The organism is Sinomicrobium pectinilyticum (assembly GCF_003725735.1).
GTDB classification, from domain to species: Bacteria; Bacteroidota; Bacteroidia; order Flavobacteriales; family Flavobacteriaceae; genus Sinomicrobium; species Sinomicrobium pectinilyticum.
This window is the reverse complement of record NZ_RJTM01000096.1, coordinates 23,440-45,607: the sequence shown is the minus strand read 5'-3', so window position 1 is coordinate 45,607 and position 22,168 is coordinate 23,440. Positions and strand designations below refer to the sequence as shown.

Genomic DNA, 22,168 nt, shown 5'->3' with positions numbered 1-22,168 from the left:
CCGTTAATCATGTTACGTATTATCAGCTACATCACGTATGTGATCCTGTTATTTATTGCCCAGAATTTATGTGCCCAGGCAGCACAGGAGAAAGACAGTTCCGAAATCCGGACCCGGGAGAGGGTATTAAAAGCCATCGATGAAGAAAAGGAAAGGGTGGTCAGAGAAGAAAAATCAAGATTAAAGAAAGAAGTGGAATTCATCCGGGAACTGGAAACAAAAGGCGAAATAACAAAAGAAGAGGCACAAAACAGAAAAGAGGAAAAAGCCAGGAGAACAGCCCTGAATATAGAGAATAAACTGGCTGTCCTTGAAAACAAGAGGGCGCTGGTAGAACGTGGTGAAGAAAAGGGCTGGGAGTACCTCCGGGGGGCTACCTTGGGCATCGGTATAGGGAGTAACTATGACGGAAACGGAAGCAGGCTTATCGGGATACAGTTTGAAAACGTAAGAAAAGACAAAAAGTATGACCGAAGGACCTATTCGAACATTGTTGTGGCCCTGGGTTTTAATAATGCGTTGATAGAGGGGGAGTCCCTGAATGACAGCCCTTATAAAACAGGTGGAAGCCGCTTCTTCGAACTCGGGTGGCAGTGGAAAACGCGAATCCTGAAAAACAGCAATGCCGTCAGGGTAAGCTATGGGCTGTCTTTTCAGTCCAACGGCCTGAAACCTGAAAGTAATCAGTATTTTGAAAAAGAAGGCGAAATAACCAGGCTGAAAACTTATCCTTATGACCTTAAAAAGTCCAAATTCCGTCAGGACAACCTCGTGGTCCCCGTTTTTTTCGAATTCGGCCCTTCCAAGCGGACAGATTATGATGATTATTTCCGCTATTCCACCCGAAAAAAAATTAACGTGGGTATCGGCGGATATGCCGGGATAAACCTCACTTCCCGGCAAAAGCTGAAGTATACCAGCGAAGGCCGTACCAGCAGGGAAAAGATCAAAGACGATTACAATACGAACAATTTTGTATACGGGCTTGCGGCTTATGCGGGTATCGGAGGTTCCTCGCTGTACCTCAAATACGACCTGAATCCGGTTTTTAAGAGCCCGAATATCAAACAGAACAATATTTCCCTGGGGCTTCGCTTCGAATTATAGAAAGAGAAGAGAGATATATTAACAGGATAAATATATTCTAAAAAGATCACACTGTTTTTTAGTTTTAGGATCTGGGGCTGATGGGGGAAATGAATAGAATATCTTCAAAACTCAAAAACTCCGGACTCATCAACTCCCAACTCTGTAATATTCCTTATTTTTGATTCCCGTTTTGTGCGGGAATCCTTAATTTTATAAAAAGCCTCTAAGATTGATTTCCAAGGAAACCATAGACAAAGTTTTTGAGACCGCCCGGGTAGAGGAGGTTATCGGCGATTTTGTACAGTTAAAAAAATCGGGTTCCAACTTTAAGGGATTAAGCCCCTTTACCGATGAACGGACGCCCAGCTTTATGGTGTCCCCTGTAAAACAGATCTGGAAAGACTTCTCATCGGGCAAAGGGGGAAATGTGGTGGCCTTCCTTATGGAACACGAACATTTTACCTATCCGGAAGCCATAAAATACCTGGCGAAAAAATATAATATTGAAATAGAGGAGACCGAGCAGACCGACGAACAAAAGCAGCAGGCGGATGAGCGGGAAAGCATGTACCTGGTCAGTGAATTTGCAAAGGATTATTTTGAAAATATCCTTTGGAATACCGAACCCGGAAAAGCGATAGGCCTAACCTATTTCAAGGAGCGGGGCTTTACCGACGGGACGATAAAGAAATTCGGACTCGGATATTCTCCCGATGAATGGGAAGCATTTACGAAAGAGGCTCTGGCACAAGGATATCAGCTGGAGTTCCTCGAAAAAACGGGATTGACTATAGTCAAGGACAATGAGGGGAATACTGGCCGGAAGCAGTTCGACCGTTTCAAGGGACGGGTAATGTTTCCTATCCAGTCCATGAGTGGCAGGGTGCTTGGTTTCGGAGGAAGGATACTGACTAACGATAAAAAAGCGGCCAAGTACCTGAATTCGCCGGAAAGTACCATCTATCACAAGAGTAAGGTACTGTACGGTATATATCATGCCAAACAGACCATAGCGAAAGAAGACACTTGTTACCTGGTGGAAGGGTATACCGATGTTATCCAGTTTCACCAGAGAGGAATAGAAAATGTAGTGGCCTCCAGCGGAACTGCACTGACACCTGAGCAGATAAGGCTTATACACAGGCTTACCAATAACATAACAGTTCTGTTTGACGGGGATGCTGCCGGGTTGCGCGCCTCGGTCCGTGGAGTGGATCTTATCCTCGAGCAGGGAATGAACGTAAAGGTCTGTGCATTTCCCCAGGGGGAAGATCCGGACAGTTTTGCCAGGACGAATTCCCTGGAAGAGATAAAACAATATCTCGGGGACAATGCCAAGGATTTTATCCGTTTCAAGGCTTCCATGCTGATGGAAGAGGCAAAGGACGACCCCGTACGCAAGGCAGAGACCATCAGGGATATTGTAAACAGTATTTCCCGCATACCGGACAGGATACAACGCGAGATTTATGTTCAGGAATGTTCCAGGATCATGGACATTTCGGAGGAGGTTTTATTCAATACCCTGGCACAGATGGGCCGGAAAGAGGTTGCCGATGCGGACAAAAAGCTCAGGAAAGAACGTCAAAGCAGGGTTTTTGAAGTAGTGAAGGACCAGCATGAAAAGCTGGAAAAAGTGGATCAGCAATATCTCCTGGAGCGGAGGATCATTGAGGTGCTGCTACTCTACGGCAGAAAAACGGAAGAATTTGAAGATTTTATTCTTAAACAGGACGATGAAGGTGAACTGAAACTGGAACGGGTGGTGCATAACAGCCACGTTTTCGAAAAGATATTCCTGGACCTGCAGGAAGACGAAGTAGAACTGAGTAATCCTGTTTTCCGGAAAATCTATCCGCAGCTCATACAACAGCTCAGCGAACAGGAAAACTTTTCGGTAAAGGGCTTTGTGCAAATGATGGAAAATGATGTTGCGGATGAAGTGACATCTATTCTTATGGAAGAAGAAAAATATATCCTGCACCGATGGGAAGAGCAGGATATCCTGGTCAAGGATAAAACGGACAGCATTGCCCAGCTGGTCAGTGAAACTGTTTTGAACCTGCGGTGTTTTCTTATAGACAAGCGGGTTTCGGAACTTCAGCAGCAGACGCTGGAAAAAAAAGATGGTAATCCGGAGATCCTGGAAGAGATCATGAACTACCATCAGTTAAAACGGTTACTGGCTCAAAAGCTGAACCGGGTCCTGTAATATTTATTTCCCCTGATTCCTGGGCGGAACCGAAGGATTAGTACAATTCCAGGGCTTTGGCCTGCTGCAGCATATCTACCATATTATCTACGTTCAGCTTACGCATAAGACGTGCCTTATAAGTACTCACGGTCTTTTCGTTGAGTCCGAGTTCTTCGGCTACATACTTGTTCCTTTTTCCTTCGGCAAGAAGTTTTAATACTTCAACCTCCCTTGTGGAAAGCTTGCGGAAGAATTTACGGGGTTTGTTCGTACTCTCGTCAAAGGCCAGGCGCTGAGCGAGTTCATTGGTGATAAACAGGCCGCCGTTGGCGATCTTGGTTATGGCTTCGGAAAGCAAAGAAGTGTCCGCATCTTTGGAAAGATACCCTGAAGCACCGGCACGAAGTGTACTTAGTGCATACACATCTTCGGATTCGGAGCTGTAAATGAGTACCTTAGCCTGAGAGTATTCCTTCTTCAACTGGCGCAAAGCCGTAATTCCATTCACTTCCGGAATATTCATTTCCAGAAGGATAATGTCCGGGCTAACTTTGGGTAAAACTTCGAAAAGTTCGGAAGTCGTACGCACTTTAGCAACTACTTCAATTTCTTTATTGTTGCCGAGGGCTGCAACAATACCATCTTGTACTACCGGATGGTTGTCGGCAATTAACACTTTAATCATGATGATTTGTTTTTATTAGGATTAGTTAGGTTTTTCCACAAACCATCGCGAATAGGTAGATATAGTGACTAAGCACAATTTGGGGTAAGAGGGTATAAAGGTAATTAAAAAAAATATCTTATGCAAAAATAAGGAAAAATATTTCGTTTTCTTCTATACTTGAAGTCTTACATGCGTCAGTAAATATGATGTTAAAATACAGTTAATTTTTACGTATACCCTGCAAACGCATAAGCAAGAAAGCTGGTAGAGCAAAAAACCGGCATATTTTTTCGGTTGCCGATAAATACATGAAGAGTTGGGAATTATTAAAAAAGAAAGGCAATCTACAAAATGAGATTGCCTTTAATATTATTATGACTTCAGTTCTTCGGGGATTTCGCAGACGGGTATCGGAATCATTTTGTGTTTGTTGGCGGTGTTAAAACGTTTGTAAATTTCGAACACCTCTTTTTTCCTTCCTTCGAAATCACCGGGCCTTTTGCCCTCAGCATTCACTTTCATGGCCCATTCCAGTTCCGGATATGAAGCCCCTATCTGATCTTCATCCGTTCGGTCATCTCCCCACAAGCCATCCGTAGGGGGAGCTACAAGTATTTCTTCAATGATCCCGAGGTGTCCGGCCAGCTCGTAGACTTCTGTTTTTAAAAGGTCGGCTATAGGGCTGAGATCTACTCCGCCATCCCCGTATTTGGTATAGAACCCTACACCGAAATCCTCGACTTTGTTCCCCGTGCCGACAACGAGATAATTGCGTAGCGCGGCAAAATAATAGAGCGTGGTCATTCGCAACCTTGCCCTGGCATTGGCAAGGGACATAAATCTTTCTTCTTCACTGTCTACAGGTGGGAGACTCGCTATAAAACTGTCAAAAACCGGGGTCAGGTTAACAGATTGCATACTTACATTGGCGTTGTTTTCTTGCAGCCATTCAATATGTTTCAGGGCCCTGGTCACCTGGTTTTCCGCCTGGTGTATAGGCATTTCAAGGCATAAAAGAGGTAATCCTGTCCTGGCACATAGTGTTGAGGTTACGGCAGAATCGATACCTCCGGAAACACCTATGACAAAACCTTTGATTTTGGCGTTCTCTGCATAATGCCTCAACCAGTGAACAATATGATCGATTACTTTTTCGGTTTTCATTCCGTTGTAGTTTATTCTATTTACCTTTGCCAGCTGTTAGGCCGGATAAAATTATTAAAAAGATCGGTCGGTAATAAATGGTAATTTCACACGTATGCAAAAAATTGTGATATTTTTATTGGTGTTCCCACTCGTGTTAGCCTGTAACCGGAAAGACCGTCTGGAAGAAAAAATAGAACAGATTCATGTGAAAGTACAGGTAGACAGGTTTGATCTGGAATTTTCCAAAGCTACTCCCGAAACCCTCCCACAGCTTAAATCCGATTATCCTTTCCTTTTTCCCCCGCAATATACGGATAGTGTGTGGATAGAAAAAATGAAAGATACCATTCAGCAGGAGCTTTCGGATGAAGTGCAAAAAAAGTTTCCTGATTTTTCCGGTCCTGCTGCCGGGCTGCGTTCCCTTTTCAAGCATATAAAATATTATTTTCCCGGGTTTGAAGAGCCCCGGGTGGTAACGCTTGTATCGGGAGTAGATTACCATAATAAGGTTATCTGGAGAGATAGCCTGCTTCTGGTTTCCCTGGATATATATCTCGGAACAGACCATCGGTTTTACGGGAGAATTCCCGGGTACCTGACAAAAAACTTTTCCGCCGAAAACATTGTTTCCGATGCCGCATCCGCTTATGCGGCCCGGCAGATCCCTCCGGACAGGGACAGGAGCCTGTTGTCGGCAATGATACGGGCCGGGAAGGAACTCTATCTGAAGGACCTTTTCATACCCTCGGTGTCCGATGCGCTTAAAATAGGATATGCCGAAGAAGAGATGACCTGGGTAAATGCCAATGAAAGAGAGATGTGGCGCTATTTTGTAGAACGCAGCCTGCTGTATGCGACAGATAGCAGGTTAAAGGACCGTTTTATAGAACCGGCCCCTTTTTCAAAGTTTTACCTGGATATAGATAATGAGTCCCCGGGTGGGGCAGGCCGTTTTATAGGCTGGCAGATCGTCCGGGCATATATGAGGAACAATGATGTATCTTTGCAGGAAATGCTCAATGCTCCGGCAGGGGAGATCTTCAAAAAATCGGGATACAAGCCTGAGAAGTAACCTTATTGCCGATTGAACAGTGCGCGATTGTAATATGAAAAAGAATTAATAAAAAAATAAAATGGCAAAAACGCATAAATCCGATATAAGAATTTCCGTAGAACTCGACGAAAACAGGGTGCCGGAAAAGCTGCACTGGTCTGCCCAGGACGGAGGGGTTGACAATGAAGAAGCTAAAGCTATGTTCCTGTCCATATGGGATAGCAAACACCAGGAAACGCTGCGCATTGATCTCTGGACGAAGGATATGCCTGTAGATGAGATGAAGGTATTCTTTCACCAGACCCTCGTGGCTATGAGCGATACTTTCAATAAGGCTACGCAGGATGAAAAAATGACCGCAACCATGCGGGATTTCTGTGATTATTTTGCGGAAAAGCTGGAGTTGAAGAAATAAATGGTCCTAACGGCTGCTGTTGACTTCGCGGTTGATATTATCTATATACCCCAAGAGCTCTTCCTGCCCGCGGCCATCCGATGAAGAAGTGATAAAATGCGGAGGTGCCTCCTCCCAGGCGCCTTCCAGCATCTTTGCCAGGTATACCTGTGTGTTCCTTTCCGCTGCTTTTGGTTTCAGTTTGTCCGCTTTGGTGAATACAATGGAAAAAGGGATGCCGTTCAGTCCCAGCCACTCCATGAATTCCAGGTCTATGTTCTGGGGTTCGTGCCTTATGTCTATGAGTACAAATGCACATACCAGTTGCTCCCGCTTTTCAAAATAGTCTGTGATGAACTTCTGAAAGGTCTTTTTTACTTTCTTGGATACCCGGGCATAACCATATCCCGGGAGGTCTACCAGAAACCAGCGATTGTTTATACGGAAGTGGTTGATGAGTTGTGTTTTTCCCGGTTTTCCGGAAGTTTTAGCCAGTTGTTTTCTTCCTGTCAGCATGTTAATCAGGGAGGATTTCCCTACGTTGGATCGCCCGATAAAAGCATATTCCGGTATGGGTTCGGAAGGGCATTTGCTTACGTCCGAATTACTTATTACAAATTCTGCTGTATGTATCTGCATATTAAATGTTTCGGGCCTTCAGCCATTTTTCCAGAAGCACATTAAATTCTTCCGGGTGTTCCATCATCGGGGCGTGTCCGCATTTATCGATCCAGTACAGCTCGGAATCCGGCAACAGGCTGTGAAATTCTTCCGCTACATTCGGAGGGGTTACATTATCGTTCTTTCCCCAGATGATACATGTTGGAGTAAGCATATGCGGAAGGTCTTTCGCCATGTTGTGCCGGATGGCACTTTTGGCAATAGCCAGGGTTTTGATCAGTTTGGAGCGGTCATTTACCGTAGCGTAAACTTCATCTACGATCTCTTTGGTGGCTATCTTCGGATCGTAAAAAACATCTTCGCTTTTTTTCTTGATAAATTCGTAATTGCCCCGTTTCGGATAGCCATCGCCCATAGCACTCTCATAGAGTCCGGAACTACCGGTAATAACCAGTCCCTTTACTTTTTCCGGAAACATTCTGGCATGCAAAAGCCCTATGTGGCCACCCAGGGAATTTCCGAGGAGGATCACCTGGCCCAGTCCTTTGTATTCTATAAATTGTTCCAGGTATTTTGCGAAACTCTTTACATTGGTGCGCAGAAGAGGTTTTTTGTATATAGGCAGTTCGGGCACTATAATCTTATATCCTCTTGTGGAAAAGTGCGAGGTCACACCGTTGAAGTTACTCAAACCCCCCATTAAACCGTGGAGGATAATCATCGGGGTGCCTTCTCCGACCTCTAAATAAGAATATTTCCCTTCTTTCTTTATGTCGTGTACCATCAATAGGTTAGTTGTTATTCTAAGATAGCAAATTTACATAAAATTGTTTCACTGCAAATTTTACTTCTCCGCTCCTTTCGGATTTTATGAGAAATAAGGAATTCTGGGCTCTCTGGGCCCTGTTAATGAATGAAGAGAATACAACTTTGTACAGATGAATAAATAACGGCATGTGTAGGGGTATTATCCTGAAAAGGATATGCTAAGCAGGTGTCTTTCATCTGTATTACCCTTGAAAACACCTGCTAAAATGTGCATTTCAACGGAAAAACCGCAAAACTTATCAACAAAGTGGTAGAAAGTGGTAAAAAGTGGTAAATAATTCCATATATTTGAAAAAGTAAACCACAGAACCTTATGGTTTGATAATGAATAACTTCATCGGGACATACGAGTGTAAAGCGGATGCCAAAGGGAGGGTGATGCTCCCCGTGGCACTCAAAAATCAGCTTTCGCCTGTTTTGCAGCAGGGGTTCGTGCTCAAAAGGGCGGTGTTCCAGTCGTGTCTTGAATTGTATCCGATGGAGGAATGGAATGTATTGATGCAGAAGATGAACAAGCTGAACAGGTTCAAGAAAAAGAACAACGATTTTATCCGTCGCTTTACGGCGGGGGTTAAAATGGTGGAGGTAGATGCTACCGGAAGGCTGCTCATCCCTAAAGACCTGGTGGCATTCGCGGGGATCGATAAAGAAATAGTATTGTCTTCGGCCATTAATATTATTGAGATTTGGGACAAAGATAGGTATGAGCAGGCTATTGACGATGCTGCGGTGGATTTTGCTGATCTGGCCGAAGAAGTAATGGGTAACGAAGAAGAGGATGGAATATCATAGGCCCGTACTGTTGCAGGAATCTGTAGACGGACTGCAGGTGAAGGAAGACGGAGTTTACGTGGATGTGACTTTCGGGGGTGGCGGACATTCCCGTGAAATATTGAACAGGCTGGGGGAAAAGGGAAAGCTCTTTGCTTTTGATCAGGACGAAGATGCGTGGGAAAACGCACTGGAAGATGAGAGGTTTGTACTGGTTCGTGAAAATTTCCGGTATGTAAGACGTTTTTTGAGAGTGCATGGTGTAAAGCAGGTAGATGGGGTTCTCGGGGATTTCGGCGTGTCTTCGCATCAGTTTGATGTTCCGGAACGGGGGTTTTCAACCAGGTTTGAAGCCGGACTGGATATGCGGATGAGTAAAAAAAGCGAGCTGTCGGCCTATAATGTGGTGAATGATTATAGTGAAGAGCAGCTGCGGGAGGTGCTGAGTTTGTACGGGGAGTTGAGAAATGCCAGGGCTATGGCCAGGGCGGTAGCCGAAGCCAGAAAAAAGGCGCCGGTAAACACCACGGAAGAGTTGAAAGAAGTACTGAAGCGGTTTTTGCTCAGAAACAAGGAAAATAAAATATTGGCCCAGGTGTACCAGGCCATCAGGATAGAGGTGAACCGGGAAATAGAGGTCCTGCGGGAGTTTTTACTGCAAATGCCGGAGTTGCTGAAACAGGGAGGGAGATTGAGCCTTATAAGCTATCATTCCCTGGAGGACAGGTTGGTGAAACGGTTTATACGCAGCGGAATGTTTGAAGGAGAGCCGGAAAAGGACTTTTATGGGAATATAGAGGTCCCCTTTAAAAAGGTGGGAGGGCTTGTTGTTCCGGATGCAGCAGAAATAGAACGGAATAACCGTGCCAGGAGTGCAAAGCTCCGGATAGCGGAACGGATTTGAGAAGGATGAAAAACGGACATTAAACAAAAAGGAGATGAAAAGCAGGTTGATGGACATACTCAAGGGGAAATTCCTGGTGAGTGAGGATGCGGTGAAAAACTGGAGGTTTATCCTGTTCGCGTCTGTTCTTGCCGTGTTTATGATCGCCAGTTCTCACAGTGTGGATAAGAAAGTACATGAAATAGCCAGGCTTAATGACGAGGTGAAGGAATTGCGCAGTGAGTATGTGGATGCCAGGGCAACAATGCAGCAGATGAAGCTCGAATCCGCAATAATGTCGCGCTTGAAAGACAAAGGGTTGAAGCAATCGGAAACAGCACCGAAAAAAATAGTGATTTTGGAAGGCAGGTAAATAAATTAAGGATTACCTGTTCCTTTCGGAAATGGAGTTTTTAAAAAGAGGACCAATGCCGATAACAGAAAAGAAAATATTGCACAAATTGTACTTTGTCGCCGGGGCCATGTTCCTGTTTTCTTTGGCTGTGGCCGTAAAGCTTGTGTTTATCCAGATTGACGGGGAAGAGTACAGGCAGATGGCAGAGGAGCGTACGATCCGGAATTTTACCATCCCGGCGAACCGGGGCAACCTCTATTCGGATGACGGTAGCCTGCTTGCTACCTCAGTGACCAAATACGACATTCGTTTTGATGCATTGACTGTTTCCGCCAAGAATTTTGAAAAATATCTCAAGCCGCTTTCCGATAAGTTGTCGGCAATGCTCGGTAAACCTTCTTCGTATTACCAGAGAGTATTCCGGAAAGCCAGGGCAAATAAAAACCGCTACCTGCTTGTTACCAAGGATCTCGGCTATGCCGATTATATCCGGATAAAAAATTTCCCGTTGTTCGAACTCGGCCCTTATAAGGGAGGGATTATCGTAGAGCAGCATGTGGAGCGGGAGCATCCGCTGGGAAAAATAGCGGAAAGAAGTATCGGGTATGAGCGTCTGGACGAGGAAGGAAATGCCTTGAAAGTGGGGCTGGAAGGTGCCTATAGCGAATACCTGAAGGGAAGAGAGGGCAGGCGTCTGAAGCAGCGTATTGCAAAAGGACAGTGGAAACCGATAAGTGACAATAACGAAGTGGAGCCCAGGGACGGCTATGATGTGATCTCTACCATAGATATCAATATACAGGATATAGCCCACCATGCCCTGCTGTCGCAACTTGAAAAGTATAAGGCGGAACACGGCACTGTGGTGGTGATGGAAACCACAACCGGAGAGGTAAAGGCCATTTCCAATCTCGGCAGGACAGAGGACGGAAAGTATTATGAAAAACTGAATTATGCCATCGGGGAATCCCATGAACCGGGATCTACCTTTAAGCTGATGGCTCTTGCCGTGGCACTGGATGATAAGGTTGTCGATACCAGCGATATTGTAGATACCGAAAAAGGCGTGATCACGTACTACAGGAGAAAAGTACGCGACACCAAGGCCGGCGGATATGGTAAAATAAGCATAGCCCGTGCATTTGAGGTGTCCTCCAATGTGGGGGTGGTAAGAACTATTCACGATCATTACAGCGATCACCCCGAGAAGTTTGTCAACAGACTGCGGGACATGGGACTGGACAAACAACTGGGGCTTTCTATAAAAGGAGAAGGGGTTCCTTACATCCCGGACCCTAAAAATAAAAAACAATGGAGTGGTATAACGCTCGAATGGATGGCCTTCGGATATAATGTTTCGCTGACCCCCTTACAGACGCTTACTTTTTATAATGCCATAGCAAATGATGGGCAGATGGTGAAACCACGGCTCATAAAAGAGGTGAAAGAGTGGAATAAAACCATTCTGAAATTTGATAAAGAAGTGATTAATCCGCAGGTATGTTCGCCGGAAACCGTGAGCAAGTTACAGGATATGATGAAGAATGTGGTATTGCGCGGAACAGGTAAACGGCTGTATTCACCACATTTTTCCATGGCCGGAAAAACAGGTACGGCACAGAAAAACTACAACCCGAAAAACAAGGAGAAATTACAGTATATATCCACCTTTGCGGGATATTTTCCTGCTGAAGAGCCCGAGTATTCCTGTATTGTGGTCATTCATGAGCCGGACAGGAGTGTGGGGTATTACGGTGCGGATGTATCCGGACCCGTTTTTAAAAGTATAGCGCATAAGATCTATACGAGTTCCCCGCTCACGGATGAAGTGAAAGATCTGGAAAATGATAAAGGGGAAACCGCTGAAGATTACCAGTCATACTATGCCAAGGCACAAAAGCGCCTGGAGATCGTACCTGATGTGATGGGGATGAGCGGTATGGACGCCGTGCCACTACTGGAAAACCTCGGATTAAAAGTTAAGGTGGTTGGGAACGGAAGGGTGAAAAAGCAATCGATATCCGGAGGGAAAAAATTAGTGCCGGATCAAACTATAGTATTAGAATTGTCGTAGCAGATGAACGTGTTAAAGGACATATTATATAAAGTGCCCATAGATGCCGTTACCGGAAATACCTCGGTGGCGGTCAATGCATTGTGCTTCGATTCCAGAAAAGTGTCCCTTAACGATGTTTTTGTTGCTATCCGGGGCACGGAGTCGGACGGGCATGCTTATATAGAAGGAGCTGTGAAGAAGGGAGCTGTTGCGGTGGTTTGTGAAGAAATTCCGAAAGATATAGTTAATGGTATTACTTACGTACAGGTTTCCGATACGCATGCCGCCCTGGCCATCATGGCTTCCAATTACTACGGAAACCCTTCGGTAAACCTCAAAATGGTAGGGGTGACGGGGACTAACGGGAAAACTACGATCGCAACACTACTGTATCAATTGTTCCGCAAAGCGGGATATAAGGTAGGATTGCTCTCCACGGTAAAAATACTCGTAGACGATAAAGAATATAAGGCGACGCACACTACTCCCGACCCGGTGACCATTAATTATTACCTGGACCTTATGACGCAGGAAGGAGTGGAGTATTGTTTCATGGAGGTGAGTTCGCACGGAATTGCGCAGAAGAGGACGCAGGGGCTGCACTTTACCGGCGGCGTGTTTACCAATCTTACCCACGATCACCTGGATTATCACAACACTTTTGCGGCGTACAGGGATGTGAAAAAATCCTTTTTCGACAACCTGCCTAAAAGCGCTTTTGCGCTGACCAATGTGGATGATAAGAATGGTATTGTGATGATGCAGAATACCGCAGCGAAAAAATATACTTATGCCCTGAAATCTTATGCGGATTACCGGGCAAAAATACTGGAAAACCAGTTTGGCGGGCTCCTGTTGAAAATAGGGGAGAATGAAGTCTGGGTGAAGCTGGTTGGGAGATTCAATGCCTATAACATGCTGGCTATTTACGCCGTAGCCAGGTTGCTGGGGCTGGAAGAAATGGAGGTCCTTAGGCTGTTGAGTGAGCTCGACAGTGTACAGGGGAGGTTTCAGTATTTCATATCCGGAAAAAAGATAACCACTATTGTCGATTATTCGCATACTCCCGATTCTCTCCGTAATGTATTGGAAACCATAAACAGTATCCGGACCGGGAATGAAGAGTTGATTACTGTGGTAGGGTGTGGTGGAGACAGGGATAAGGCCAAAAGGCCGCTAATGGCGGCAATTGCATCGGAACTGAGCACCAGGGCCATTTTTACATCGGATAATCCCAGGACAGAAGATCCGGAGGCTATAATAAAGGATATGGAAAAAGGGGTGGAGCCGCTGAACTTTAAAAAAACACTGTCCATAACAGATAGAAAACAGGCTATAAAAGCCGCATGCCAGATGGCCGGTGAGAATGATATTATACTTATTGCCGGTAAGGGGCACGAAACATATCAGGAGATAAACGGTGTGAGAAAAGATTTTGACGATTTCAAAATAGCGGAGGAAATGATGAAAGAGCTGCACAAGTAGTCTTTTGGTCCGGAAAAATTATAAACAAAAGCAAAAACAGTAAAAAACACATAGGTTAAATGCTTTACCACTTATTCGAATACCTGAGCAAACACTACCAGATCCCCGGATCGGGACTTTTTCAGTTCCTTTCGTTCCGTGCGGCGATGGCTATCATTTGCTCTTTGCTTATATCTACCATTTTCGGAAAGCATATCATCAATTTTCTTCGCAGACAACAGGTAGGGGAAACGGTGAGAGACCTGGGGTTGCATGGACAGACCGAAAAAGCGGGGACACCGACTATGGGAGGGATCATCATTATTCTCTCCACGCTCGTGCCTGTGCTGCTGTTTGCCAAACTGAACAATATATATATCATCGTACTGCTCATAACCACTGTATGGATGGGGGCTATCGGTTTTGTGGATGATTATATCAAGATATTTAAAAAAGACAAAGAAGGGCTAAAAGGCAGGTTTAAGATTCTCGGGCAGGTAGGGCTTGGTATTATAGTAGGCGCTACCTTCTATTTTCATCCGGAGGTTACGATCAAACAAGATCCTAAAGCAGATAATACGGCGATCGTATCTGCTGTGGCCACTCGGGGAAATGAAGGGGAAAAGTCCACCAAGACAACCATACCCTTTGTTAAAAACAATGAACTCGATTATTCGAAGATCATAGCCTGGACCGGGGAAAATTACAGGGATTACGCCTGGCTGGTATTTATTCCCATCGTCATATTCATTGTTACGGCCGTTTCCAACGGAGCAAATCTCACAGATGGAATAGACGGGCTTGCTGCCGGGTCCTCGGCAATAATTGTTATTGCCCTGGGGATATTTGCCTGGGTTTCCGGTAATATTATCTTTTCTGATTACCTGAACATTATGTATATCCCCCGTGTGGGCGAGTTATCGGTCTATATAGCTGCTTTTGCAGGAGCACTGGTAGGGTTTCTCTGGTATAATACTTATCCGGCCCAGGTTTTTATGGGAGATACCGGGAGCCTTACGATCGGAGGGATCATTGCCGTGATAGCCGTGGCTGTAAGGAAAGAGTTACTCATTCCCGTACTGTGCGGTATTTTCCTGGCGGAAAACCTTTCAGTTGTGTTGCAGGTGAGTTATTTTAAATATACCAGGAAAAAATATGGTGAAGGCAGGCGCATATTCCTGATGTCTCCTTTGCACCATCACTATCAGAAAAAGGGATATCACGAAAGTAAGATTGTAACCCGGTTCTGGATTATAGGTATCATGCTGGCGGTTATTTCCATTGTGACACTGAAGCTCAGGTAAAGTTGGTCCGTTATGAATGTAAATGACAAAGGAAAAGGAACCCGGTTGGTCGTTCTGGGAGGAGGAGAAAGCGGTGTGGGGACGGCAATCCTGGGAAAGAAGGCAGGTTTTGAAGTTTTTGTTTCCGATAAAGGAATTATAAAAGAAAAATATAAAGACGTTCTTGAACAACATGAAATAACATGGGAAGAAGGGAAGCACACTGCTGAAAGGATATATAGTGCCGACCTGGTGATGAAGAGCCCGGGAATACCGGACAAGGTGCCGCTCATCCGGGAACTGGCCGGCAGGGGGATTCCGGTAATATCCGAAATAGAATTCGCCGCGGGCTATACGAACGGACAGTTAATCGGCATTACCGGGAGTAACGGCAAGACCACGACAACCATGCTTACCTATCACCTGCTGAAAAGCGAAGGCCTTGATGTAGGTATGGCCGGAAACATAGGGGATAGTTTTGCGCAGATGGTTGCTGAGGATGATAAAGCGTATTTTGTCCTGGAGATAAGCAGTTTTCAGCTGGACGGAGTAGTGCACTTCCGGCCGCACATAGCCGTGATCACCAATATCACCCCTGACCATCTTGACAGGTATGAGTATGAGTTTAGGAACTACATAGCATCGAAGTTCCGGATAACAATAAATCAGACAGAGGAAGATTACCTCATTTACGATGCCGATGATGAAGTGATAACTGACTGGTTGGAAAAACACCCCGTAAAGTCGCGGTTATTGCCCTTTTCCCTGGAAAAGGAAATCAGTAACGGCGCTTATGTAAAAGAAAATAAAATTATACTAACTATAGATAACGATCAGATAACTATGTCAACAGACACATTAGCATTAGAAGGGAAGCACAACATAAAGAATACCATGGCAGCTTCCCTGGTGGCCCACCTGGTGAAAGTAAGAAAAAAGACCATAAGGGAGAGCCTGGAGAATTTCCAGGGTGTGGAGCACCGGTTGGAAAAAGTGCTGAAAATCCAGAATGTACAGTATATCAATGACTCCAAGGCAACTAATGTAAATGCTGCAATGTACGCATTAGACAGTATGTCTGCCCCGACGGTCTGGATTGTCGGAGGAGAAGACAAAGGGAACGATTATGGTGTACTGATGCCCCTGGTACGCGAAAAGGTGAAGGCTATTATCTGTCTCGGAATAGACAATACCAAGATCATCGAAACTTTCGGTAAAGTGGTAGACCTGATGGTGGAAACCCAGTCAATGGAAGAAGCTGTGAAGATCGCCTACAAGATTGCCGAGAAGGGAGATAATGTATTGCTTTCGCCCGCATGTGCCAGTTTCGACCTGTTTCAGAATTATGAAGACAGGGGAAGCCAGTTCAAGGAGGCGGTAAAGCGATTGTAAGAAAGATACCGGCCTCTTAAAGGCCGGATGGCTGAATATGTAAATATTGATTCGGATTGAAATATATCCGGAAGCGCTGATAAACAACAAACCGGAAAAAATGCATAGTATATTCAAAAATATAAAGGGGGACAAGACCATATGGGCTGTTGTGGCTTTGCTGGCGGTGCTTTCCTTTTTGCCGGTATACAGTGCCAGTTCCAACCTGGTGTATGTGGTGGGTAATGGCACCACCGTAGGACATTTGCTGAAACACGGCTTGTTGTTGTTGTTGGGGTTCGGTATTATTTTCGGTATGCATCGCATACCATACAGGTATTTCAAAGGCCTGTCCATCATAGCAATGCCTGTAGTGTTTTTACTGCTGGTATATACCCTGGCACAAGGTACTACCATTGATGGTGCCAATGCCAGCAGGTGGGTTCGTATCCCCTTCGTGGGAGTAAGTTTCCAGACCTCCACGCTGGCTACGGTGGTATTGCTGATATATGTTGCGAGGTACCTGTCCAGGATCAAAGATCAGGAAGTAACTTTTAACGAAAGCCTGTTGCCGCTCTGGGTGCCGGTTTTCCTGGTGATGGCATTGATATTGCCCGCAAACTTCTCTACCACGGCCATCCTGTTTTTTATGGTCCTGGTGTTGTGTTTCCTTGGCGGGTACCCTATGAAGTACATGGGGGCCATAGTAGGTGTAGGTGTCTTCTGCCTGCTGATCTTCGTTCTGGTCAATAAAGCGTTCCCCGACCTGTTGCCCAACAGGATAGATACCTGGGTGAGCCGTATAGAAAATTTTGCCAATGACGAAGATACCGAAGCGGATTACCAGATAGAGAAGGCAAAAATTGCCATAGCTACCGGCGGGGTTTTGGGTGTCGGTGCGGGTAAGAGTGTTATGAAGAATTTCCTGCCACAGAGTTCTTCCGATTTTATCTATGCCATTATAGTTGAGGAATACGGGTTGGCCGGAGGATTGTTATTGTTGTTCCTGTATATGTTATTGCTGTTCCGCATAGTAATAGTGGCCTATAAGGCCGATTCCGTATTCGGAAAGCTCGTGGTGGTCGGTGTCGGGCTGCCTATTGTTTTTCAGGCATTGATCAATATGGCAGTTGCGGTGGAACTGTTTCCGGTTACCGGGCAAAATCTGCCGCTGATCAGTACCGGGGGGACTTCCATATGGATGTCCTGTATGGCACTGGGGATTATTTTGAGTGTGAGTGCCAAACGCCAGGAAGTTGTAGAGCAGGCAGAAGTGAATGTGGAAGAAGAAGAACAAAATCCATTAGAGATATTAAGTGAACAACTATAAGTTTATCATATCAGGAGGAGGAACCGGGGGGCATATATACCCGGCCATTGCCATTGCCAATGAGCTGAAGGCACGTCACCCGGATGCGGAGTTCCTTTTTGTAGGTGCCAGTGACCGGATGGAAATGGAAAAAGTACCCCAGGCAGGATATGAAATCGAAGGATTATGGATTTCCGGGATACAGCGGAAGCTGACGCTTAAAAACCTGCTGTTCCCGTTTAAATTGATAAGCAGTTTGTGGAAAGCCACGAAAATAGTGAACAGGGTTAAACCCGATGTGGTTATCGGCACCGGCGGGTTTGCCAGCGGTCCCCTTTTGCGGGTGGCTTCGGGGAAAGGCATCCCTTGTGTTTTACAGGAGCAAAACTCCTATCCGGGGATAACCAACCGTCTTCTGGCTGGTAAAGCACGCAAAATATGTGTAGCCTATGACGGGCTCGAAAGGTTTTTTCCCGCGGAGAAGATCGTAAAGACGGGAAATCCGGTGCGTCAGGACCTGCTGGATGTAAGAACGAAAAGGGTCGAAGCATTGGAATTTTTTCAGTTGCAGCCTGGTAAAAAGGTGCTGCTTGTACTGGGAGGAAGCCTGGGAGCAAGAGCGATAAACGAACTGGTCAAAAAACATTTGTCCCTTTTCCGGGAGAAGGATGTCCAGGTGTTATGGCAGTGCGGAAAATTATATTATGAAGAATTTGAAAAATATACGGATAATACCATTCGGGTGCATGCGTTTATAAACCAGATGGCTCTGGCATATGCTGCGGCCGATGTAGTGATTTCCAGGGCCGGCGCCGGTTCGGTTTCCGAACTGAGCATTGTGGGGAAGCCTGTTATTTTTATCCCTTCACCACATGTTGCGGAAGACCATCAGACCAGGAATGCCCTCGCTGTAACGGAAAAAAACGCTGCCGTCCTTATCCGCGAAAAAGACCTGGATTCGAATTTCGAAAAAGAGTTCACCGCCCTCATCGCTTCGGAAGAGAGACAGAGAGAACTCGGAGAAAATATCCGGAAGCTTGCGTTGCCGGATGCTACCGGGGATATAGCCGACGAGATAGAAAAGTGTATCCGGAAAGAGAAATAATGAGTAATGATCGGGAAAAATGGTTTTCCGGTCTGGATTGAAAATAACGATAAGAAACCGTAAATGAACCTGAAGACAATACATAATGTCTATTTTATAGGTATAGGAGGTATAGGGATGTCCGCTCTGGCCCGTTATTTTAAGTTTATCGGGAAGAATGTCGGGGGGTATGACCGTGTGTCTACCGAGATAACTACCGAACTCGAGGATGCCGGCATGAAAGTGACCTTTAAGGACGATGTGGAAGAAATTCCGGAGGAATTCCGCAATACGGTGGATACCCTGGTGGTATATACGCCTGCCATCCCGAAGGACAGCGCGTTACTTGCCTATTTTACCGAAAGAGGGTTTGAAGTGAGTAAACGTGCCCGGGTTTTAGGGTATATCACGGCAGATTCTTATTGTTATGCGGTTGCCGGGACCCACGGTAAAACAACGACTTCCGCGATCCTTACCCATGTATTGCGGGAAACGGGGACGCCTGTCACGGCATTTCTCGGGGGGATTTCGGAGAACCTGAACAGTAACTTCCTTCTTGAAGGAGACAAAATAACTGTGACCGAAGCAGATGAATTCGACCGTTCCTTCCTGCATCTGTCGCCGAATATCGCTTGTATAACCTCCATAGACGCCGATCATCTGGATATTTACGGGAACAAGGCGGAGATGGAGCGGACCTTTAATGCTTTTGCCGGTAAAGTAAAGCCGGGAGGTAAACTTATTGTCCGCTACGGATTGCCGCTTCAGGGGATCACCTATGGGGTAGAAGCCGGGGCGGATTATGCAATTGAAAACCTGGAGATCAGGGACGGAGGGTATGTGTTTGATATCCGGACCCCGGAGGAGCTGGTGACCCTGGTGAAATTCGGAAAGCCGGGAAAACACAATTTACTGAATGCTCTTGCGGCATTTGCCATGGCTGTCGAAGGCGGAACATCGCCAAGGGAAGCCGCGGATGCACTGATCGGTTTTAAAGGGGTGAAGAGGAGGTTTTCCTATCAGCTGAAAACCGATTCCATAGTCTATGTCGATGACTACGCCCATCACCCTGCGGAGATCGACGCCGTATATCAGGCAGTAAGGGAAATGTACCCGGGGAAAAAAGTGCTTGCTGTTTTTCAGCCGCACTTATTCAGTCGCACCCGGGATTTTCTGGAAGAATTCGGCAGAAGCCTTTCCGGTTTTGATGAAGTAGTGTTGCTGGATATTTACCCGGCGAGGGAAGAGCCGATAGAAGGGATTACTTCCGGTCGCCTGCTTGAGGAAATAAATAACGAAAATAAACGGCTGACGGGTAAAAAAGAATTGTTGTCCCTTTTGAAAAAGACAGATGCGGAAGTGGTGCTTACCCTGGGTGCAGGAGATATCGGACATGAAGTGGAGAAGATCAGGGAAGTGCTGTCCGAAAAAGTGAAAAAATAAGCGGGTTCCGCAGCAGCCCGTAGGTGGAAAAAACAAAATAATAATCAACCAAGTAAAAAGACAGAAACATAAATATCAGTAATATGCGAAAAGTCATATACATAATAAAATTGTTTTTCGTACTTATAGTGCTGGTATTTCTGTATTCTTTTGCAAATCAAAGACATAATAAAAAAACGGTAAATAGTGTTAATGTGGAATTTCTGGATGGAGATAACCTGTTTGTAACCTATCCCATGGTTAATAAATTGTTAATACAAAATGCGGACTCTATCCCGAACATACCTAAAGAAAAATTAGTTTTGAATAAGTTGGAGGATATTCTGAACTCTAACGAAATGATACAAGATGCCCAGGTCTATCTTACTGTAAACGGGCAACTTGGTGCGAGGATAAAGCAAAGAGAACCCATAGCCCGTATAGAGGGCCAGGCTTCGTTTTATATAGACAGGGAAGGAAAGAAGATGCCCCTTTCCCCGGTGCACACGGCCCGTGTACCATTGGTTACCGGAAAGATGAACGAAAATGATCTGGGTGATGTCTATACACTGGTGAAGTATATAAATGAAGATAGGTTTTTAAACAGGAATATTGTAGGAATACACAGAATGGCATCGGGATACGAATTGAAGTTGCGAACGGACGACTTTACTGTAGCACTGGGGAACACGGATAACCTGGAACAGAAGGTCGTCAATTTTAAGGCATTTTATCAAAAAGCTTTAAAGGATGATTCTCTCGGAGCGTACAGTAAAGTGGATCTGCGATTTAATGACCAGGTGGTGTGCACCAAAAAGTAAGATATGGAACAGGAGAAATACGCAATAGGATTGGATATAGGGACCACGAAGATCGTGGTAATGATAGGCCGTAAAAATGAATACGGCAAGATAGAGATACTGGGCATAGGAAAAGCGAAAAGTCTTGGTGTCCATAGAGGGGTGGTGAACAATATAACCCAAACCATTCAGTCTATACAACAGGCAGTACAGGAAGCAGAGAACAATTCCGGAAAACGGATAACCGAAGTGGTGGTGGGTATTGCAGGGCAACACATCCGGAGCCTGCAGCACAGCGATTATATTACCCGTCCGAATTCGGATGAAGTTATTGACGAAACGGATGTGGACAGGTTGTGTAACCAGGTGTACAAGCTGGTTATGCTTCCCGGAGAGGAAATCATACATGTATTGCCGCAGGAATATAAACTGGACGGGCAATCCGAGATCAAAGAGCCCGTGGGGATGTACGGAGGCAGGCTCGAAGCCAATTTCCATGTGGTGGTAGGACAGGTGTCCTCCATCCGTAATATAGGCCGTTGTGTAAAGAGTTCAGGCCTGGAGTTAGCCGGTATTACACTGGAGCCCCTTGCATCGGCCAATGCCGTATTGAGCCAGGAAGAGAAAGAAGCGGGCGTTGCGCTCATCGATATAGGGGGCGGGACAACCGACCTGGCAATTTTCAAGGACGGAATTATCCGCCATACTGCGGTGATACCTTTCGGCGGGAATGTCATAACCGAAGATATCAAGGAAGGCTGCTCTATCATAGAAAAGCAGGCAGAACTCCTGAAAATCAAATTCGGTTCCGCATGGCCGGGAGAAAATAAGGACAACGAAATCGTTTCTATCCCCGGTTTGAGAGGAAGAGAACCAAAAGAAATAACCTTGAAGAACCTCTCCAAGATCATCCACGCCAGGGCAGTGGAGATTATAGAGCAGGTATACATGGAAATCAAGAATTACGGGCATGAGGACCAAAAGAAAAAACTCATAGCCGGTATTGTACTGACCGGAGGAGGAAGTCAGTTGAAACACCTGAAACAACTGGTGGAATACATAACGGGAATGGATACCAGGATCGGATACCCTAACGAACACCTGGCGGGAGATTCCGATCCCGAAGTGGCGAGTCCCGTATATGCCACGGCCGTTGGCCTGGTAATGAACGCCCTCAACCGGCAGGAAAGGAACTTTAAAGAAGAAAAAATTACAGAAAAGGGAACTGAAACCGATCAACAACAATCCCAGCAACCAACCAATGATGAGCCCGAAACTATATCACAGCCAAGGAAAGAACGGAAGTCCTTTCTGGAGAAATGGTCTGATAGAGTGAAAGATTTTTTAGACAATGCAGAGTAAAAGCAGTATTGGCTA

Annotated in this window: 20 protein-coding genes; 16 read left to right on the top strand and 4 right to left on the bottom strand. The window is 45.5% G+C overall.

Going from position 1 to position 22,168, the window contains the following annotated elements:
* Nucleotides 1-9 precede the first annotated feature (9 nt).
* Both ED312_RS13805 and dnaG read left to right on the top strand, forming a co-directional pair.
* Nucleotides 10-1,107: a porin family protein gene (locus ED312_RS13805; protein WP_123216603.1), complete on the top strand. Its 1,098-nt coding sequence runs from the start codon at nt 10-12 to the stop codon at nt 1,105-1,107.
* A 211-nt stretch (nt 1,108-1,318) separates the two neighbouring features.
* Nucleotides 1,319-3,301 (top strand): DNA primase, encoded by a 1,983-nt coding sequence (gene dnaG, locus ED312_RS13800; protein WP_123216602.1) that lies wholly within the window; start codon nt 1,319-1,321, stop codon nt 3,299-3,301.
* 37 nt (nt 3,302-3,338) lie between these two features.
* On the opposite strand, the gene ED312_RS13795 is transcribed toward dnaG, so the two are convergent.
* Both ED312_RS13795 and nadE read right to left on the bottom strand, forming a co-directional pair.
* Entirely contained in the window at nt 3,339-3,968 is a 630-nt protein-coding gene (locus ED312_RS13795; protein WP_123216601.1) for a response regulator, read from the bottom strand.
* Between the two features lie 354 nt (nt 3,969-4,322).
* Nucleotides 4,323-5,114, bottom strand: a complete 792-nt coding sequence (gene nadE, locus ED312_RS13790; protein ID WP_123216600.1) for an NAD(+) synthase — start codon at nt 5,112-5,114, stop codon at nt 4,323-4,325.
* Between the two features lie 94 nt (nt 5,115-5,208).
* Between nadE and gldB the strand changes: the two genes are divergently transcribed.
* The gene (gldB, locus tag ED312_RS13785) at nt 5,209-6,168 is read left to right on the top strand and encodes a gliding motility lipoprotein GldB (RefSeq protein ID WP_123216599.1); all 960 of its coding nucleotides are present in this window, start codon (nt 5,209-5,211) and stop codon (nt 6,166-6,168) included.
* A 61-nt stretch (nt 6,169-6,229) separates the two neighbouring features.
* Nucleotides 6,230-6,565 carry a gliding motility protein GldC gene (gldC, locus tag ED312_RS13780; RefSeq protein ID WP_123216598.1) on the top strand — a complete coding sequence of 112 codons (336 nt, stop codon included), beginning with the start codon at nt 6,230-6,232 and terminating at the stop codon, nt 6,563-6,565.
* Nucleotides 6,566-6,571: 6 nt separating this feature from the next.
* On the opposite strand, the gene yihA is transcribed toward gldC, so the two are convergent.
* Entirely contained in the window at nt 6,572-7,183 is a 612-nt protein-coding gene (yihA, locus tag ED312_RS13775; protein WP_123216597.1) for a ribosome biogenesis GTP-binding protein YihA/YsxC, read from the bottom strand.
* A 1-nt stretch (nt 7,184) separates the two neighbouring features.
* Nucleotides 7,185-7,949, bottom strand: coding sequence for an alpha/beta fold hydrolase (locus ED312_RS13770; RefSeq protein ID WP_123216596.1), 765 nt, complete (start codon nt 7,947-7,949; stop codon nt 7,185-7,187).
* 368 nt (nt 7,950-8,317) lie between these two features.
* On the opposite strand from ED312_RS13770, the gene mraZ reads away from it, so the two are divergent.
* The 12 genes from mraZ (at nt 8,318) to ftsA (ending at nt 22,153) form a co-directional block, all read left to right on the top strand.
* A complete protein-coding gene (gene mraZ / locus ED312_RS13765; RefSeq protein WP_123216595.1) occupies nt 8,318-8,785 on the top strand; it encodes a division/cell wall cluster transcriptional repressor MraZ in 468 nt (155 codons plus the stop codon).
* Nucleotides 8,772-9,668, top strand: coding sequence for a 16S rRNA (cytosine(1402)-N(4))-methyltransferase RsmH (gene rsmH, locus ED312_RS13760; protein ID WP_123216594.1), 897 nt, complete (start codon nt 8,772-8,774; stop codon nt 9,666-9,668). Before mraZ ends, rsmH begins: the two co-directional genes overlap by 14 nt.
* A gap of 34 nt (nt 9,669-9,702) precedes the next feature.
* A complete protein-coding gene (locus ED312_RS13755) occupies nt 9,703-10,020 on the top strand; it encodes an FtsL-like putative cell division protein (protein ID WP_123216593.1) in 318 nt (105 codons plus the stop codon).
* Nucleotides 10,021-10,075: 55 nt separating this feature from the next.
* A complete protein-coding gene (locus tag ED312_RS13750) occupies nt 10,076-12,076 on the top strand; it encodes a penicillin-binding protein (protein ID WP_123216592.1) in 2,001 nt (666 codons plus the stop codon).
* A 3-nt stretch (nt 12,077-12,079) separates the two neighbouring features.
* Nucleotides 12,080-13,543 (top strand): UDP-N-acetylmuramoyl-L-alanyl-D-glutamate--2,6-diaminopimelate ligase, encoded by a 1,464-nt coding sequence (locus tag ED312_RS13745; RefSeq protein ID WP_123216591.1) that lies wholly within the window; start codon nt 12,080-12,082, stop codon nt 13,541-13,543.
* Between the two features lie 59 nt (nt 13,544-13,602).
* On the top strand, nt 13,603-14,826 hold the full coding sequence (gene mraY / locus ED312_RS13740; protein WP_123216590.1) for a phospho-N-acetylmuramoyl-pentapeptide-transferase: 1,224 nt from the start codon (nt 13,603-13,605) through the stop codon (nt 14,824-14,826).
* A 12-nt stretch (nt 14,827-14,838) separates the two neighbouring features.
* The gene (gene murD / locus ED312_RS13735; RefSeq protein ID WP_123216589.1) at nt 14,839-16,197 is read left to right on the top strand and encodes a UDP-N-acetylmuramoyl-L-alanine--D-glutamate ligase; all 1,359 of its coding nucleotides are present in this window, start codon (nt 14,839-14,841) and stop codon (nt 16,195-16,197) included.
* Nucleotides 16,198-16,297: 100 nt separating this feature from the next.
* Complete coding sequence (locus ED312_RS13730) at nt 16,298-17,506, top strand: FtsW/RodA/SpoVE family cell cycle protein (RefSeq protein WP_123216614.1); 1,209 nt, start codon at nt 16,298-16,300, stop codon at nt 17,504-17,506.
* Nucleotides 17,493-18,590, top strand: a complete 1,098-nt coding sequence (gene murG / locus ED312_RS13725; RefSeq protein WP_123216588.1) for an undecaprenyldiphospho-muramoylpentapeptide beta-N-acetylglucosaminyltransferase — start codon at nt 17,493-17,495, stop codon at nt 18,588-18,590. Before ED312_RS13730 ends, murG begins: the two co-directional genes overlap by 14 nt.
* Nucleotides 18,591-18,653: 63 nt before the next feature.
* Nucleotides 18,654-20,012 carry a UDP-N-acetylmuramate--L-alanine ligase gene (gene murC, locus ED312_RS13720; protein ID WP_123216587.1) on the top strand — a complete coding sequence of 453 codons (1,359 nt, stop codon included), beginning with the start codon at nt 18,654-18,656 and terminating at the stop codon, nt 20,010-20,012.
* Nucleotides 20,013-20,095: 83 nt separating this feature from the next.
* Complete coding sequence (locus ED312_RS13715; protein WP_123216586.1) at nt 20,096-20,812, top strand: cell division protein FtsQ/DivIB; 717 nt, start codon at nt 20,096-20,098, stop codon at nt 20,810-20,812.
* Nucleotides 20,813-20,815: 3 nt separating this feature from the next.
* The gene (gene ftsA / locus ED312_RS13710; protein ID WP_123216585.1) at nt 20,816-22,153 is read left to right on the top strand and encodes a cell division protein FtsA; all 1,338 of its coding nucleotides are present in this window, start codon (nt 20,816-20,818) and stop codon (nt 22,151-22,153) included.
* Nucleotides 22,154-22,168: the final 15 nt, after the last annotated feature.